The organism is Geminocystis sp. (genome assembly GCF_041753295.1).
Classification (GTDB): domain Bacteria; phylum Cyanobacteriota; class Cyanobacteriia; order Cyanobacteriales; family Cyanobacteriaceae; genus Geminocystis.
Window position 1 is genome coordinate 1 of record NZ_JBGSUU010000003.1, and the last position, 16,455, is coordinate 16,455.

Sequence of the window (16,455 nt, forward strand, 5' to 3'; positions counted from 1 at the left end):
GAAACAGGGAATTAGAAAGGAAACAGGGAATTAGAAAGGAAACAGGGAATTAGAAAGGAAACAGGGAATTAGAAAGGAAACAGGGAATTAGAAAGGAAACAGGGAATTAGAAAGGAAACAGGGAATTAGCAAGAATGTTGAATAATAATGTATAAACTCATTTTTTGAAACCTGAAACCTGAAACCTGAAACCTGAAACCTGAAACCTGAAACCTGAAACCTGAAACCTGAAACCTGAAACCTAAAACCTGACACCTAACACCCGAAATCAACGGTTAATTCTTTTTTTGCGTAACATCAGTTTATATTTAATTTTTTCCCCAAGAATTTTGATCGCTCACTCAAGTCAATTCACCTTATGATAAAGTTTTACCAGAATCATTATTTAGTTTGATCGAATTATCATGGGTTGGTTTACAAAAATTTCTCTAACAATATTCTTTTTGTTCATTCCCGATGTATTTCCTTCCTTAAATCCTCAATCGGCAATGTGTTTATTAACAGCTTCAGCAAATCAAATTGTCAGTTTTGGCAAAGAAGGAAAACAAGGAATTGACGGAAAAGACGGAACTAGGGGAAGAGATAGCGAAGCACTAACTATTTTTGCCGATGGTTCGCCCCTAAACTTAGATTTATCAGGGCAACAAGGATTACCCGGAGAAAATGGCAGTAACGGAGAAAATTCTATCTGTGATAATCAACCTCCCAACGTTAATTATAATCTTGTGGGTGCGAATGGAGGTGATGGTGGCAATGGTGGAAATGGTGGCGATGGCGGTAATGCAGGTTCGTTGACTATTTATGCCACCGATAAAAACTACCTTAAACAGATTTATGTTCGAGCAAAAGGCGGTGATGGCGGTAAATCAGGGGAAAGTGGTAATGGTGCAAAAGGTTGTCAATGTCCTAAACCTTATTGGACTGTGGAATCTTGTACCGGCCGCCCCGGAGATGCGAATTATAGTTGTGGAACAAAAGAATTTAGGTGTATTAATGGTGAAAGTGGGAAAAATGGACGTTCAGGAAGGGCTGGAAGAGAAGGAAAATTAGGCTCTCTTACTCTTATTAAAACCAATCAACCTTTAGCACCAGATCGACTCAGCGCCTCTGTCACTATGGGAGAATTAAAAAATCGTGGTTTTAGTTTATCCAAAAATATCTGGGAAACTCGCACAGGCGCTACTTCTTTATTTGCCAAAGATTCTATTATTGATGATCAATACCTCGAATTAGTCGATAGAGTTCAAAATTCCGTTGTTTTAATCTGGAATGCCCCTCAAGTTTTCGCTCCCTTTAGCGATCGCACCATAACCTTAAATTTACAAGATGATCGTAGCGTCACCATTAAAATCCCTACAGACTTATGGTTAGAAACCAACACATTACAGAGAAATAACGTCACAGAATTATTTGTTTTCAACGCCATTAAAGCCGAAGAAGCAACGAAATTAAAAAGTAAAGGTTTATCAGGATTCGGTTCAAAATTACAGCTAGAATTACTAGACGAAGCCCAAAAATCAGATGTGATTAACACTAACTTTTATATTAAATATAGTGTTTCTAACTCTAGTGAAGCCCGTTTAAGACAAGTCAATGATTATATCTTGCGTTATGAAGGAGAAATTCCTCCCCAATTTATTCGTTATAGCAACAATCGTTTTATCATTGACATCGGACAATTACCCATTGATCCTCGTTACTTAGAAGTTAGTAAAGCAGTACAAATACAAATCGAAGCTAAACGAACTTTTGCCAATAATTCCGCTACCCAAACCATCCTTGAAAGAGATATTTTAGGACCTTTTAAGTAAATTTATGTAAGCATTAAATAACACTGATTTTGTGATGAAACATTGATTTTTTTTTGAATTTCAGCTATTTATTACTTCATAAAAATCAACAATTACAATTATATTCTCTCTTACCATTTATTACCAATCCTTTTAAGGGAGTATTAGAGCGGTTTCCTATTCAACTATTACTTATAAAATTAACATTATTAAAGTTTATAAAAACAATATATAAAAATGTAAAACTTTATTGTAAAATTTTGAATAAAATAAGTATTAACACTGATAAGGTTTTACTAAATAGAGTTTATAATTAAAAGTAATAAGTATGTGTAAATTTTAGTCCAATAGTTATATCCTAAAAACCAAGGTCGCATTATAGGAGAAAAGTAATATATGAAAAAAAAACAAGCAATTATAAATAATTTATTTAAACAATATTATCGTAAAAATCAAAATAATGGTTATACCTTAATTGAAATTCTCACGGTTTTAGCTATATTTGGCATCTTAACCGCCGTTGCTGCACCTAATCTTGTACGAGATAATTCAGCTAGCGCCGACATAGATGCTCAAAATCAAGTTAAAAATATCGTTCAACAAGTTCGTGGTAGAGCAATTTCTAATACCTCCGCCGTCAGACTTCGACCTGATCCTAATCCTAGTCAACCTGACAGTAAATTTCTGGTGGAAATAGGACAAACTAGAGGTTGTACGGCACTTACGAAATTAACCGAAGATACCGACACTACGACAAAAGACTTAAAAGTTATTTCTACTAAAGGGTTTTCCGTCGGTGATGTAATTAAAATCGGTAGTGATTCTGATGATAACAACATAACTGGAATTTCTGATGATACCATAACCTTGGGTGACGAAATCGGTACAGTTCAAAAGGAAAAAAGCATCATCGAACTAAAAGATAACTGGAATGAAGATCGCCGTCTTCAAGGTGAGGACGTGACTTTACCCCTAACAAAAGATAAAACCAGTGCTTTAGCAACATTTACTGCAGATTTAACGGATTGGACATTATGTTTTAACAGTCGAGGTGTTGCTTATATTTTTGATGAAAACAATGATTTACAACCTTCTTTAACCCTAACTATCACAAATGTTACCAACAATGAAGAAAAAACTATAACTATTAATCAGGGGGGTGCCATTGAATAGTGAAACCCTTTTAAGAGGAAATCATCGAAAATAAACTGTTAATAAAAAATAATCCCTATGAAAAAAAACTATTTTCCTTCACTACTAAAATATTATTTTCTGATTCAAAAAAGGAAACAAACCCAAGGATTTTCTTTTATAGAAGTATTAGTAGCTATAACCGTTTTAAGTATTGCCTTTGCGGTTAATCTACAGTTCTTGTTAGCCTTGAAAATCCAGAATTTAGAACAAAAAACTACTATGGGTGCGGTTTCTCTCACTAAAGAAATTTTAGACGGACTCAGATACGATTGGAGAAAAGATGTAGATACCAGTAGTGTTTTTAAGCAAACACGCTCTGCTACAACACCAATAGTTACAACTCCCATAAATAATACGGGAACAACAGAATTTACCCTCTCTGATGATCGGGCAAAGGATTTTGGTGGGTATAAATATAAAGTAGTAATTAATATCTGTTCTAATGAACCAACTGTAACCGATGACGTAGTTAGTAACTGTCTTAGTACTTCTGAAGATATTAAATATGTTGTTGTTCAAATAAAAAATAAAAAATTAGAGGAATTAAAATATGACTCAACTACCAAAGCCGAAACCTTTAAAACCAGCGAACAAGTATATCTCACCACATCCGCTACTATTATCCCTTTACAACAATCAAAATAATAATTCAGGTGGATTTACCCTCCTTGAAGTTATTGCCACTAGCGTAATGGGTTTTGTTATTTTGGGTTTCGCCTTTAGTGGTTTCTTAAGTATGCGACAAAGTTTTGTCGGGGATACGGGAGTAGCGGATGTAAACCAAAGATTAAAGACAATTTTTGCTAGTATCGCTCCTGATATGATACAGGTAGGAGAAGGATTAACGGACACCGATCTTCCACTACTAGAAATCACCCAACGAACAATCCCTAACACTAACCCCGTAGAAAAAACTTCTGATATTACCATTAGAAGAACTTTACTACCTCAAACCCTAACTTCTTGTACTGCTATAACTGCACTTTCAACGACTAAACCTTTAGTTGTAGATGAATCAAGTACAAATAGTCTTTGTAAACGAAACGATAATGAAAATCCTAAAGATGGATGGCCCGATACCCTTAAGCTATGGAATCAGAAAAGAAATAATGATCCGGGTACCATTAAAGCCTACATTTATGATCGTTCAACCAATAGAGGAGAATTTTTTGATTATAAAGGAGAAATTATAAAAAAAGCAGATGGAACTACTATTACTAATCCGAATACAACAACAAAGATAGTGGAAACAGTAAATCTTGATACTAATGATCATACTTGGACTAACAATTATCCAGAAGGTAGCATTATTTATTTAATGGATAAACGCCAGTATCAAGTGGATCTTGACCAAAAAAAATTAAAACTAATTGTCAATGATCAAGTAGAGGACACATTTGAGTTAACGGAAAATTTGGACAAACTAGATATTACTGCTACATTAAACAAACTTGATGATACGACTGGTAATACGACAGAACATTTATGTAAAGTAATTACTGAAGCAGGAGGACCAACAAGTTGTACCCCTAGTTTTCCAAATCCAACAACAGAATATAAATTTAATCAAATAAAATCCATAGAAATATCAGCGACAGTCAAAGAAAATGAAGATTCTTCAAAGAAATTAAGAAAGGATGAAGATTTAACTATGTCTCAAAAATTCTATCCTCGTAACAGTATGAATTAAGGAAAATTTTATGAAAAAAATGACAAAGCCCCCATAACCTCTTTTCGCCTCCCTGCCCCCAATTCTGGGGGAGAAGAAAGGGATTTAAGGACATTTATTTATTATCAAATCAAACTTAAAATACCATGAAAACTAATCGCCATTTATTATTTTTATTCCAGTTACTGAAATCTCAACATTCTCGTAAGTCTAATCAAGAACAAGGTTATATTCTAGTAGTTGCTTTAGGGATTGTTTTAGCATTAAGTGGACTGATGGCATTATATGCAAAAACCAATAATAACACTGAAAAAGAAACCACCAGCTCAGCAGTGGCCAGTAATAGCGGATTTTATGGGGCAGAAGCACAATTAAATATTCGAGCTAATCAAATCAAAGAGAAATTTTTAAATTATGGGAAACCTAAAGGCACTTCTCCTAGTAAAGCGGATGCTTGTCTTGATAATGATAGTTCTAATGACGGTACGATAGATTATACCTGTGAGGTTTCTAGCATCTCATCTTATAATAAAGCCCTGAGCGATACTCTTGTAACTACCTATGTTATTGAAAAAAATGGGGGTGTAGGAGTTCAAGGAATAGTGCCTCAAGGAGATAATTATCAAGGTTTATCCATGTTAGAAGTGGGTCATTCTATTTATGCCCTCAGTTTTAAAGAGACTGATGTTAATAATAAAAATGATGGTAAACAAGCAACGGCTATTTTACAAATGGATGTGAAAAGTCGTTTAATCCCTATGTTTCAGTTTGCCGCTTTTTATGTAGGAGATTTAGAGATTTTCCCGGGTGCAGCCATGACTCTTAGCGGTCCGATACACACCAACGGTGATCTATTTATGGGTAGTAATGTGAGTTTAGACGTTAAAGGTCAAGTAACCACCGTCAAAGATATTTATGCTCGAAGAAAACATAAACCCAGTGAAACATTTGATGGAGCAAGAATATCGACTCAGTTACCCGATACAACTGGTAGTTTTCTGAAAAATTTAATTAAATTTGCGTCTGATACTGCGGCTAAAACTCAACTAGCCATGAATCCTCAGAAAATCGCAACCAACTGGGGAAATCAAATAAAAGTGAGAACAGAAGCTCCTGTATCTATTCCTGAACCAAGTTTTTTAAATACTGAAGGGGATTATTACAAAAAAGCTGATATTCGCATTACATTTAAGCCTATAGCGACTTCCACGGCTAACTACTTAAATACCGTTCCCTTTGAAATAACGGGCATGAATCGTCAAGATCCAGATAACCCCATCGAGACAAAACTACTGAGCACTGGTGAAACATTCAATACATCTATTTATAATGCTAAATTAAAAAGTTTAAGACAACCTATTATGGTAGGAGCTGATTTAGCAGCGATTCCTGCTGGTAATTATAATGTTTGTCCTAGTATCGATACAGCATTACCTACCACTAAACCAGCCAATAATACAACGGTACAAAATTGGTGGAATGCTCTAACTACAGCTCAAAAAAATACTTTAGCGACTAACGCACAGAATTATCTCCAAGAACAAATACTATCTCAAAGTGCTCCTCTGAGCTTTAACTCATTATCAAATACAGCTACAAAAACTCTTTTAACTGCTTTTGCTTCAACTACTCCTCCTACCGGTTTTAATGATACTGAATGGAAAAATATCAAGGAAATGAATCCTCAAGAAATAGCAGGTTTAACAAGTCGTTGTTTTGTGGCGGCCCCGATTTTAGAAGTAGGACGAGATGTTGCTAGTCATACCACTCCTTTCCGTTATTATAATGTCAGAGAAGGGCGAGATATGCGACTATTACAGATCAATATCCAAAGTTTAGTTATCTGGAATCGTGATGGACAATATCTAAACGGAACTACTCTTACTTCTACGGCAGATTTACTTTATACCCCTGCGGCGGCTGATGCGAACGCCCCTGCTAATTCTTTTCAACGTCTCGGTTTAGCTGCTCTTGATGACACTGAAGGAGGAATGGTTGTTCACGCCACCATTAATGATAGTGCCACAACTCGTAAAGCATCACTGTTAACAAGTCCTTATGGTTTTGCCTTCATTAACGGAAAACAATTATTTGGTTTAGGTCAAACAACTACTCACCCAGATCCTACAGGTGTAACTATTGCTTCAGATCAAGCTATTTACGTTCAAGGAGATTATAATAATGTTAATAAACAACCTGCGTCTATCCTAGCTGATTCTTTCAACCCTCTTTCTAATGCTTGTCTGAATGATGATAGAGCTATTAATCATCTCAACGAGAAGAATTGTAATATTAATGGTAGTAATGTTCTTCCTACTGACACTACATTTAATGCAGGGGTTCTTTCTGGAACAGATGTTAGTGTTGTAAACGGGGCTTATAACGGTGGTTTAGAAAATTATCCTCGTTTTGCGGAAAATTGGGGTGGAAGAACTTGGACTTATCGAGGTTCATTTGTCAGTATTGCTGAACCTAAATATGTAAGCGGTGTATGGGGAAAAGCAAATGTTTATGATGCACCAAACAGAAACTGGGATTATGATACAGACTTTAATGATCCTAATAAATTACCTCCTTTAACTCCTCAGTTTGTGGTGCTTAAACAAGAGTCTTTCATTCGTAGTTTTGATCAATAAAATATCTTAGGAATTATGGGCGGTATATCGCCCTACCTCAATATATTTAGCCTCTACCATCTGATTGGCGATTTATTTTAATAATAAAAGTCCCATATTTAACACAGACAAAAGTTAAGGTAATAGCAAATATTGCTAAAGAAATTGTCAAAGGATAGACATTGATTAACCACAAAATCATGAGAAATAGGGGGATAGAATCAGCAAATAAAACAGCTATTTTTTCGGTAAAATTATAATTTTGTAGAATAATATTACTTGTTTCTACTACTCTTAACGGTGCAAAAAAATTAAACCAAATTTGACTAACTATAACTAAAAATGCACCCCAACCAACAGAAAATAAAGCCCAATAAAAACCACATAATTCAATAATAATTGTGGTAAGAATAACGAGGAAGAATTGAAATAAAACTTTATTCTCCGTTTCTTTTTTCGTTAAATAATAAGATTGTAAATCAATTACCGCCATTCTAGCTTGTTCTATAGAAAATAAAAAAAAGGTAAAAGAGATTAATTGATCCGGTAAAATATTTAGATTAAAAGATTGCCATAATAACCCTAAACCAACAGGAAAAAATAGCAAAAAGATAATTAATTTGAGCCTAAACATAATTGATTATTATAATCAAGAAAAATTAGTAACTATAAATTATTAATAATTAAATTTCCAAATTATCTCGATTTTCAATAAGGTGATAAGGAGAAAAATTATCATAGGTTAAATTTGATTTACGAGTTTTTTGTATATCTTCCCGAATTTGTTCCAAATCAATATAACGATCTGCTACATTAATTAAACTATCACTGGTCATAGATCGCAAACTGACAACTTCAATACGAGCGCCCCGATAACTTACCGCATCTACTGCGTAGGCTAAGTCACCGTCTCCGCTTACTAATACAGCAGTATCATAAGAACCCACTAAAGCCATTAAATCCACCGCAATTTCTACGTCTAAATTGGCTTTTTTTGAGCCATCGGGCAATTGCACTAAATCTTTAGCGATGACTCGATAGCCATTGCGTCGCATCCAGAGTAAGAAGCCTTGTTGTTTTTCGTTAGTGCGATCAACTCCAGTATAAAAGAAAGCGCGTAGTAATTTTGCTCCCGCTGTCAAACGATATAAAAGTTTAGTGTAATCGATTTCCACTCCTAATTGTAAAGCTGCATAAAACAGGTTTGAACCATCAATAAAAATGGCTACTTTACCCCTATTTTCTAATACTTGTTCTGGAGGAAAAACGGGATCACTATCAAAATTATCCCACATTTTTTTATCCTTATTTTTAAGTAAAATTTATTTTAAAAACGGTTTTTGATCAAAAGTTATATAAATATGAAAAAAGTTTTTAAAAGTTGAGATTAAATGGTCAAATTTAGTTAATACTAAATAATAGTAATTATAATTAGTTTTACAAAATAAGTTATGTATTCTAAACAAACTTATATAGTTTATTTAATTAACTTATATGTATTGTCATCTCAAGATAATTAGCTTATATAATTATTGTCTATTATCTATTATCTATTATCCCTTGTCAATTAGATTCGGTAATTCTAGTTTGATAAATACGGGATTCGGTTTAGGTAAGTTTTGATTTAATGGTAAAATACCCCATTCAAAATGACCTTTATCTATAAATGTTTTAACCCCTAAATCTTTTTTGTTAAAATCAAAATTATAACCTAATTGATTATAGATTTTATTACTAATATTTGGAATAATAGGAGCTAGAATAAAAGCGGAAAATCTCACAGATTCTAATAAGATATAAAGGATTTTTTCGACTTCTTTTTGTTCTCCTTTTTTATATAAACTCCAAGGTGCACTATCATCAATAAATTTATTACAACTGCGGACTAAAATTAAGACATCTTCACAGACTAAATCAAATTTATAGGATTTATAACCTTCAGGAAAACGATAGGTTATAACGTTAGCAATTTGTTTAACAGTATTTTCATCAGGAATATTTTTTCCTAAAATAGGCGGTAAAATTCCACCACAATACTTATTTAACATTCCTAAACTGCGATTCAATAAATTTCCTAAATCATTGGCTAAATCTGCATTAAGAATATTCACAAAACGGGTTTCATTGAAATCACCATCTTTACCAAATTCGATTTCTTTGAGAAAATAATAACGTACAGCATCTGAACCATATTTATCTAATAGAATAAATGGATCTAGGGTATTTCCTAAAGTTTTTCCCATTTTATGACCGTCTTTTGTCAAGAATCCATGACCAAATACTTGATGTGGTAGAGGCAAATTCGCTGACATGAGCATTGCCGGCCAATAAACGGCATGAAAACGCAAAATATCTTTACCGATGAGGTGTAAATTAAAGGGATACCATTTTTTTAACGCATTTTCAAGGGTAGGTTCTTCATTTTCGTCTAATAAAGCGGTAATATACCCTAAAAGAGCATCGAACCATACATATATAGTATGACTGGGATCATTAGGTATGGGAAACCCCCAAGAAACGTTTATCCGTGAAATGGAAAAATCTTGTAAACCTTGTTTCACAAAATTTAAGACTTCATTACGTCTTGTTTCTGGTTGAATAAAATCTGGATTTGATTGATAAAGTTTTTCTAATGCACTTTGATAACGAGAAAGACGGAAGAAATAATTTTGTTCATCTCGCCATTCAGCTTTGAGATTCGTATGAATCGGACAGTAACCATCTTCTGATAGTTCTCTTTTTTCTTTAAATTCTTCACAAGCAACGCAATACCAACCTTGTTGTTGATCAAGATATATATCGTTTTGTGCGTAAACTCTTTCAAAAAATTCTTTGACTATCACACCATGATTTTTTGCTGTGGTACGACTGAATCTATCATATTGTATGTTGAGTTTTGCCCATAAATCACTGAAACTATCTGCTATGCGATCGCAATGTTCTTGAGGTGCAACACCACTATCTTCAGCCGTGCCTTGAATTTTTTGTCCGTGTTCATCTGTACCAGTTACAAATAAGACTTCATTACCAGAAAGTCTTTGCCAACGAGCGATAACGTCAGCAATCATAGTAGTATAGGCACTACCGATATGAGGTAAACCGTTAACGTAATATAAAGGGGTTGTTAAAGAAAAGGTTGTTTTTGAAATAGAGTTATTAAAACTATTCATCTAAAAAGTTAAAAGGTTAATTTCCAATCCTAAATGTTATATTTGAATCTTTATAATTTAATATACTTATTGTAAACCTTTTTTTATTCTTTACGTTTTCTTAATTATTTTTTCCTGTTTGCAATATTAAAGTAATCTCAAAAAATCAGACTCTCTACAATAGTTATGATAAAAGAAAAATAAATTTTCTAGGAGGTATTTATTTAGCTTCAATAGTAACTCTGAGGAAGCACAATCAACTTGAAATCACCAACGCCCCTTTTTTTAGTTTTTGCATAAAATGTAAATATGAGCTGGATATATCTATAGCAATAAATGATATATTTTAATAAAATACTCTAAGAATTATGACAGACACAAAAACCACTAATCCCTCTACCACTGAAACAGAAAACATAAATGTTGAAAGTCAGTCAGAAATTATCTTGGTGTGCTATAAGGATGGGAAAGATTTAAAGGTAAGAGTTATCTCCGAAGGTTACAATTCAAAATTAAACGTTAAATTTCCTAGCGACTTAAAACAGGAAGGAGCATTGTATTCTGTCGGGAAGATAGAAAAAAGTAAAAGCTACTATTATTTAACAAAAGAAAATATCCCCAAAATTGTACGAGAAAACTGCAATACCCCTGTAACTGTATTAGAAAAATTGGTTACTGATTCTGAGTATTCTGTTCGCCTAGAAGTAGCAAAAAATCCTAATACCCCTGTAACTCTATTAGAAAAAATGGCTACTGATTCTGAGTATTCTGTTCGCTTAGAAGTAGTAAAAAACCCTAATACCCCTATAACTGTATTAGAAAAATTGGCTACTGATTCTAAGTATTATGTTCGCTTAGAAGTAGTAAAAAACCCGAATACTCCTGTAACTGTATTAGAAAAATTGGCTACTGATTCTAAGTATTATGTTCGCTTAGAAGTAGCAAAAAACCTTAATACCCCTATAACTCTATTAGAAAAATTGGCTACTGATTTCTCTCAAAATGTTCGTTTAGAAGTAGCAAAAAACCTTAATACCCTCGAACATTTAAACAAGTTAGCAAACCATAAAAACCCTCTCATAGCCCAAGAAGCTAAACTTCATGTTAACTGGAATGGCAAAATGGACAATATTGAAAATGCGATCAAAAAAGCATTAGAACAATCTGCTTTAGTAGTTCCTGAATCTAAAAGCGATATTGTGGTAGATTTAGATAGACAAGGGATACTCTACAAATGGGCAAAGGAGCCTTGGGCGAAATCAATTGCTTTTTGTTTACAAGATTTAAAATTTCTTTCTTATTTTACATCATTGGCTCTTAGAAGAATAGCACGAAGTCGCTATACTCCGACAGATATATTATATGAACTAATTAACGATGATGATCAAGAAATTGGCTTAAAAGCTCTAAGAAATCCAAATATTCCATTAAATGATGATATCTGGATGTTGGCATATGATTTATTAGGAACAAAAGATCATTTAGACAAAGTAATAAAAAATTTTAACTGTCGTGGAGGTGGAGGAATAGATTGCTATGATTTTGAGGAACTAAAAGAAGATCCGAGAATTATTTTTTATATTCGTGACTTGGAAAATTTAATTCAGGATATGTACGATGCGGGGAAAGATCCTTCCAATTCGCTTATTGAGATATTAAAAGTAGCAAGACGGGAACTAGCAAAAAGACGGGAAAAAAAACCTAATCCGAAAAATTATCCTGTAGAGTCTTTAGGCAAGGAGATGTACCCTGATTTCGGACATTTTATTCTATTTTTCAGCCCTTACGTAGAAGTCTCTCATTTAGAAAATAATTTTCTTTCTCACTCTTGGTTACTACGTTATGCCATTGCTCAAAATCCTAAAACTCCAGATAATACTCTTAGTTATCTAGTTAAAGATGGAAATAACTTTGTTAGAAGTGCGGCATATATCAACATCAAACAAGGAAAATTAGCAAATCAAAGTGCTGATCTCGATAATTCTGTTCGCTTAGCAGTAAAAGAAAATCCCAATACTCCCGTGAGTGTGTCGGATAAATTAGTTTGCGACTCCGAAAAATTTGAGTTGGAATTACAAAATTTATTATCGGAACAAAAAAAGAAAAACTATAAGCCAATGTGGGTATATTATCGTATGAAAGAAAAATTTATTCTCAACTTAGAACAATTAAAAGAAATTGCATCCGCTTTAGGTTACAAAGAGGGATGGGCTATGGTTCAATACAAAGAGATTGAAAAAAATGAATTCTAGTTAGTTCATCAAATATTCAGGAGTAAATAGTATGGCTTATCTTGATGGTTGGAAAGTTTTTTTCCATTGTTATTCATTAGGATTAATTTAGCTGTCAGTTAAGTGTTTTGTCACTAAAATCAATCCTTCCACAACTTTGGCAAAAAAATCTAAATCAAGACTAGCAATAGTATCACTATGTCTGTGATAATTAGGATTTCGTAAAAAAGCGGTGTCTGTTAACAACAAGGCATCATAACCAAATTCCCAGAAGGGAGAATGATCACTAAGTTGAATTTCGGGAAAACTATCTCCCCTGTCAGACACACACAGAAGTCTTGTCGGTAGATGACGACTGAAAATTTCATTCATTTCCTGTAACAATGAGTACATTTCCTGATTGCCAACCAGCGCTAAATAATCTCCTTTACTACCGAATAACTGATACATTTCAGGTTGAGGATAATTTTGAGTTTCACAGGTAAAACCTAACATTTCCAAAGAAATCATTAATTTCAAAGGTTGTTTTTGCTGTTTCAACTGTTGTGCTAAGGCTTGACTTCCCCTCATGCCCCATTCTTCTTGATCAAATGCTACTAACCACAGAGAGCGATTCAAGGATTGTTGGGAGAAAATTTCGGCTAGTTTAAGTAAAGCAACTACCGCAGTGCCGTTATCATCTGCCCCCGGAGTATCGGGTACACCATCATAATGAGCGCCAATGAGAATCGGTGTTAATTTGGGATTATTTCCTTCAATTTTTAGGATTAGGTTACATCCATCCATTTGGATGCTAGGGAAAATATGTTTTTCAACTTTTCCGCAACAGCTTAATTTTTCCTCTATATATTCCTGTACTTTTTGATAACCCCAATTATTCCATATTGGATGACGAGGAATGCAAATGGCTTCTAATTCTTTCTCTAAGGTTGATTTACTGAGATTATAGGACATGATTTGTATTCAGTTTTATTTTTGTATTTATTATATATTAAATAATGTTATATTATATTTGAAATTGATTGTTAAGACAAAAATATTTTTCTCTTGCTACTTTAGATAAAGTGTTTTTATGAATATTAAGATTATTGCAGAGACATGAGTTAAATAGTATGATATTTAGATTACAGAAAGAGAATAAAATCTCCCTTAGCCGTCTAGTGGATGCTTCCCAATATACCTCCGAAGAATATGACTCTGGCATTCCCGAAAGTATTAGCTATCCGATTTTTTATTTAATCGTTAAGTAAAAGTAATGGTAAAAATTGATTTATTAAGAGGTAGAAAAAATGTCAGATTTAGAAACTAAATTATTAGATTTAAAAGTAAAAGAAGGAATTATTCCTAATCCTTTTGATGATGTCACCTATGGTAATTTTTGGTTTGAAAAACATAATCAAGAAAACGTTGACTCCATTCATCAATCCGCATTTAATCACATTGAATATCAATTAAAACTACTCATCAAAGATAAATTTCGACAAACAAAAACAATTTTATTAACAGGAGATGCAGGATGTGGAAAAAGCCATTTACTAGGGCGTTTAAAAGATAAATTAAATTCCTCAGCTTACTTTGTTTATATTCAACCTATCGAAGATTATCGTTATTTTTGGAGACATACTTTACAATATACTGTCACCAGTTTGATGCAAATACCTGAAGGGGAAACAAAATCGCAACTACAGCTATGGTTAAAAGGTTTACCAATATTCCATTCTTCTGACTTAATTGACAAAATACTAGGGGAAAAAAGAGTTTTTATTCGTCATTTAAAAAATAGTTATCCTGCGGGAATTGTAGAGGCAAAAAAATTTTTTACTGCCTTATATGAATTAACCACAGATAATTATGATTTAGCTTGTGATTGGTTAAAAGGGGAAGATTTAGACGAAGAAGATTTACAAATTTTAGGATTAAATAAATCCATTGATAGTGAAAAATTAGCAAGGGGAATTTTAAGTAATTTTGGTAGAATTGGCGATGCCACTAAACCTATTATTATCTGTTTTGATCAAATTGAAAGAGCTTTTAGTAACGTTTTTAACGTTAACACTACCTTTCATAATGAACGTTTAGTCAATTTTTTACTGTTAATTAGTATTACTACAGACAATTGGCAAACCTATAAAAGAACTATGCTTCAATCAGATTTAGCTCGTATCAATCAAAGCGTTTTTCTTGATGATATAACTATCGAAGAAGCTGAAAAATTATGGATTAATCGCCTTAAACCTCTCCATCTTCAATGTAATGCTCAACCTAATTCTGCTATTTATCCTTTAGAGAAAAAAAAATTAACAGATAATGCTTTAGGAGAAAGAATAAATCTCAGAAATGCCTTAAATTTAGGCGGTAAATTATTTAGTGAATATATAGAAAAAATCCCAAGAAAAAAACCAGATGATAATGGAGATAATCGTCCAGATTTTTTAAAAAAATGGGATCAAGTATTTGAAGAAAATCAAGAAGGAATAAAAGAGTTAACAACTATCTTAAATCACAGTGACGAAGAATTTTTAGAAATGTTTAGATATATTTTAGAGTGTTTAGGTATAGAAAATATTAACTGTCAATTTTTATCAGGGGTAAACGCCTCAAAAGGATTTACTTTTACTTGTCCAAAAACGAGGGATACAAAAGGTTTTATTGTTAATAATACTCCTAATGCGAGTAATTTTACTGCTTTAATGAGACAATGTCAAAATGTGTTTAATCAAAATAAATGTACCCAATTAATCCTGATTAGAAATTTTACAACCCCAGATAGGGGAATGGGTGCAGAAATTTATCAAAGTTTATTTAAACCTGCTTCTAAAAGGTGCATTCATCATAAGTTAACACTGGAAGATTTACATTATCTTTTTACCTATAAAAAATTATATAAAGATGCAATATCTGGGGATTTAACTATACAATTTAAGACTATTTCAAGACAAGAATTATTATTAGATATGCAGAGATATAAAATATTAAATAATTGTCTTACTTTAAACAATATAGGTTTAATTCACTGTTTTCCTGACATAAATGTTTTTAAAGACAAATTAGCGAATATTTTGCAGAATAACACTGAAATTAGTTTTCCAGAAATTCATAGTAAAATAATAGAAGATCCAGATTTTTACAATTGTTTTATTCCTCCTTATTTTTTTCGTAATCTAATTTATCGTCTTCATACAAATCAATCAGTAGTCAATATTATTAATAATAGAGATCAATATACAGAATGGATTATTTCACCTTTAAATTAGCTCAAAATTATTTCTTGATTTTTAACTATAAATTGCTTTTTAGCGAATAACTTATTTTTCCAAATTCGTCCTTTCGCCATAGACAGACAGGAGTCCAAATTACTGTTATATAATTCTCGAATTGATCTCGATAGTCTTGGGGGGAAATTTTATTCTTTCTTGCCGCTTTCACAATCATTCTTGCGATGGAAAATTCATTTTTATCAGTAGGTTTCCATTCAAAAAAAATATCCATATAATCATCAAAAATAATCGATAATTCATCTCTAATACTAGAGTCAAATCTAAAAAAATCTGCGGTGTGCCAATAAACTTTTGTTCCTTTAATTTTTTTTAGACGTTCTAAATTTTCGTCAGTGGGTTCAAGAATAAATTTGTTCATTTTAGGTAAATGTATTAACTTTTATGTGAATGGTTGAATATAGATACAAGTAATAAGAATTTCTTGGTTATTTTGGTTCTACTTATTTATCCTGTTCATTTTGAAGATTTATGCACTTTGTCGTTAATATTTATTTATGAAGTTTACAGATCGAGCTGTGGCAAAAGCAAG

General features: G+C 32.7%; 13 protein-coding genes. 8 read left to right on the forward strand and 5 right to left on the reverse strand.

The window, feature by feature from the left end:
- Window positions 1-404 precede the first annotated feature (404 nt).
- From ACEW8E_RS00090 to ACEW8E_RS00110, 5 genes are all read left to right on the forward strand, one after another.
- Window positions 405-1,811 carry a collagen-like protein gene (locus ACEW8E_RS00090; RefSeq protein WP_373478306.1) on the forward strand — a complete coding sequence of 469 codons (1,407 nt, stop codon included), beginning with the start codon at window positions 405-407 and terminating at the stop codon, window positions 1,809-1,811.
- A gap of 375 nt (window positions 1,812-2,186) precedes the next feature.
- Window positions 2,187-2,963, forward strand: coding sequence for a Tfp pilus assembly protein FimT/FimU (locus tag ACEW8E_RS00095; RefSeq protein ID WP_373478307.1), 777 nt, complete (start codon window positions 2,187-2,189; stop codon window positions 2,961-2,963).
- Window positions 2,964-3,020: 57 nt separating this feature from the next.
- Window positions 3,021-3,629, forward strand: a complete 609-nt coding sequence (locus ACEW8E_RS00100; RefSeq protein WP_373478308.1) for a prepilin-type N-terminal cleavage/methylation domain-containing protein — start codon at window positions 3,021-3,023, stop codon at window positions 3,627-3,629.
- Window positions 3,535-4,674, forward strand: coding sequence for a PilW family protein (locus ACEW8E_RS00105; protein WP_373478309.1), 1,140 nt, complete (start codon window positions 3,535-3,537; stop codon window positions 4,672-4,674). The genes ACEW8E_RS00100 and ACEW8E_RS00105 overlap by 95 nt, the downstream gene beginning before the upstream one ends.
- Window positions 4,675-4,799: 125 nt before the next feature.
- Window positions 4,800-7,289, forward strand: coding sequence for a hypothetical protein (locus ACEW8E_RS00110; protein ID WP_373478310.1), 2,490 nt, complete (start codon window positions 4,800-4,802; stop codon window positions 7,287-7,289).
- 46 nt (window positions 7,290-7,335) lie between these two features.
- Here ACEW8E_RS00110 and ACEW8E_RS00115 read toward each other — a convergent pair whose 3' ends face one another.
- The 3 genes from ACEW8E_RS00115 to metG all read right to left on the reverse strand — a co-directional run bounded on the left by ACEW8E_RS00115 (window position 7,336) and on the right by metG (window position 10,438).
- A complete protein-coding gene (locus tag ACEW8E_RS00115; protein WP_373478311.1) occupies window positions 7,336-7,902 on the reverse strand; it encodes a hypothetical protein in 567 nt (188 codons plus the stop codon).
- Between the two features lie 49 nt (window positions 7,903-7,951).
- The gene (locus tag ACEW8E_RS00120; protein WP_373478312.1) at window positions 7,952-8,563 is read right to left on the reverse strand and encodes an NYN domain-containing protein; all 612 of its coding nucleotides are present in this window, start codon (window positions 8,561-8,563) and stop codon (window positions 7,952-7,954) included.
- Window positions 8,564-8,821: 258 nt separating this feature from the next.
- Complete coding sequence (metG, locus tag ACEW8E_RS00125) at window positions 8,822-10,438, reverse strand: methionine--tRNA ligase (RefSeq protein ID WP_373478313.1); 1,617 nt, start codon at window positions 10,436-10,438, stop codon at window positions 8,822-8,824.
- A 347-nt stretch (window positions 10,439-10,785) separates the two neighbouring features.
- Here metG and ACEW8E_RS00130 point away from each other — a divergent pair, with 347 nt between their 5' ends.
- Window positions 10,786-12,669, forward strand: coding sequence for a hypothetical protein (locus ACEW8E_RS00130; protein ID WP_373478314.1), 1,884 nt, complete (start codon window positions 10,786-10,788; stop codon window positions 12,667-12,669).
- Between the two features lie 87 nt (window positions 12,670-12,756).
- Here the strand turns inward: ACEW8E_RS00130 and ACEW8E_RS00135 are convergent, their stop codons facing one another.
- Window positions 12,757-13,602 carry a M20/M25/M40 family metallo-hydrolase gene (locus tag ACEW8E_RS00135; protein ID WP_373478315.1) on the reverse strand — a complete coding sequence of 282 codons (846 nt, stop codon included), beginning with the start codon at window positions 13,600-13,602 and terminating at the stop codon, window positions 12,757-12,759.
- Window positions 13,603-13,760: 158 nt separating this feature from the next.
- On the opposite strand from ACEW8E_RS00135, the gene ACEW8E_RS00140 reads away from it, so the two are divergent.
- Window positions 13,761-13,898: a hypothetical protein gene (locus tag ACEW8E_RS00140; protein ID WP_373478316.1), complete on the forward strand. Its 138-nt coding sequence runs from the start codon at window positions 13,761-13,763 to the stop codon at window positions 13,896-13,898.
- Window positions 13,899-13,937: 39 nt separating this feature from the next.
- Window positions 13,938-15,902 carry a hypothetical protein gene (locus tag ACEW8E_RS00145; protein ID WP_373478317.1) on the forward strand — a complete coding sequence of 655 codons (1,965 nt, stop codon included), beginning with the start codon at window positions 13,938-13,940 and terminating at the stop codon, window positions 15,900-15,902.
- A gap of 25 nt (window positions 15,903-15,927) precedes the next feature.
- Here the strand turns inward: ACEW8E_RS00145 and ACEW8E_RS00150 are convergent, their stop codons facing one another.
- The gene (locus ACEW8E_RS00150) at window positions 15,928-16,284 is read right to left on the reverse strand and encodes a hypothetical protein (protein ID WP_373478318.1); all 357 of its coding nucleotides are present in this window, start codon (window positions 16,282-16,284) and stop codon (window positions 15,928-15,930) included.
- Between the last annotated feature and the right edge of the window lie 171 nt (window positions 16,285-16,455).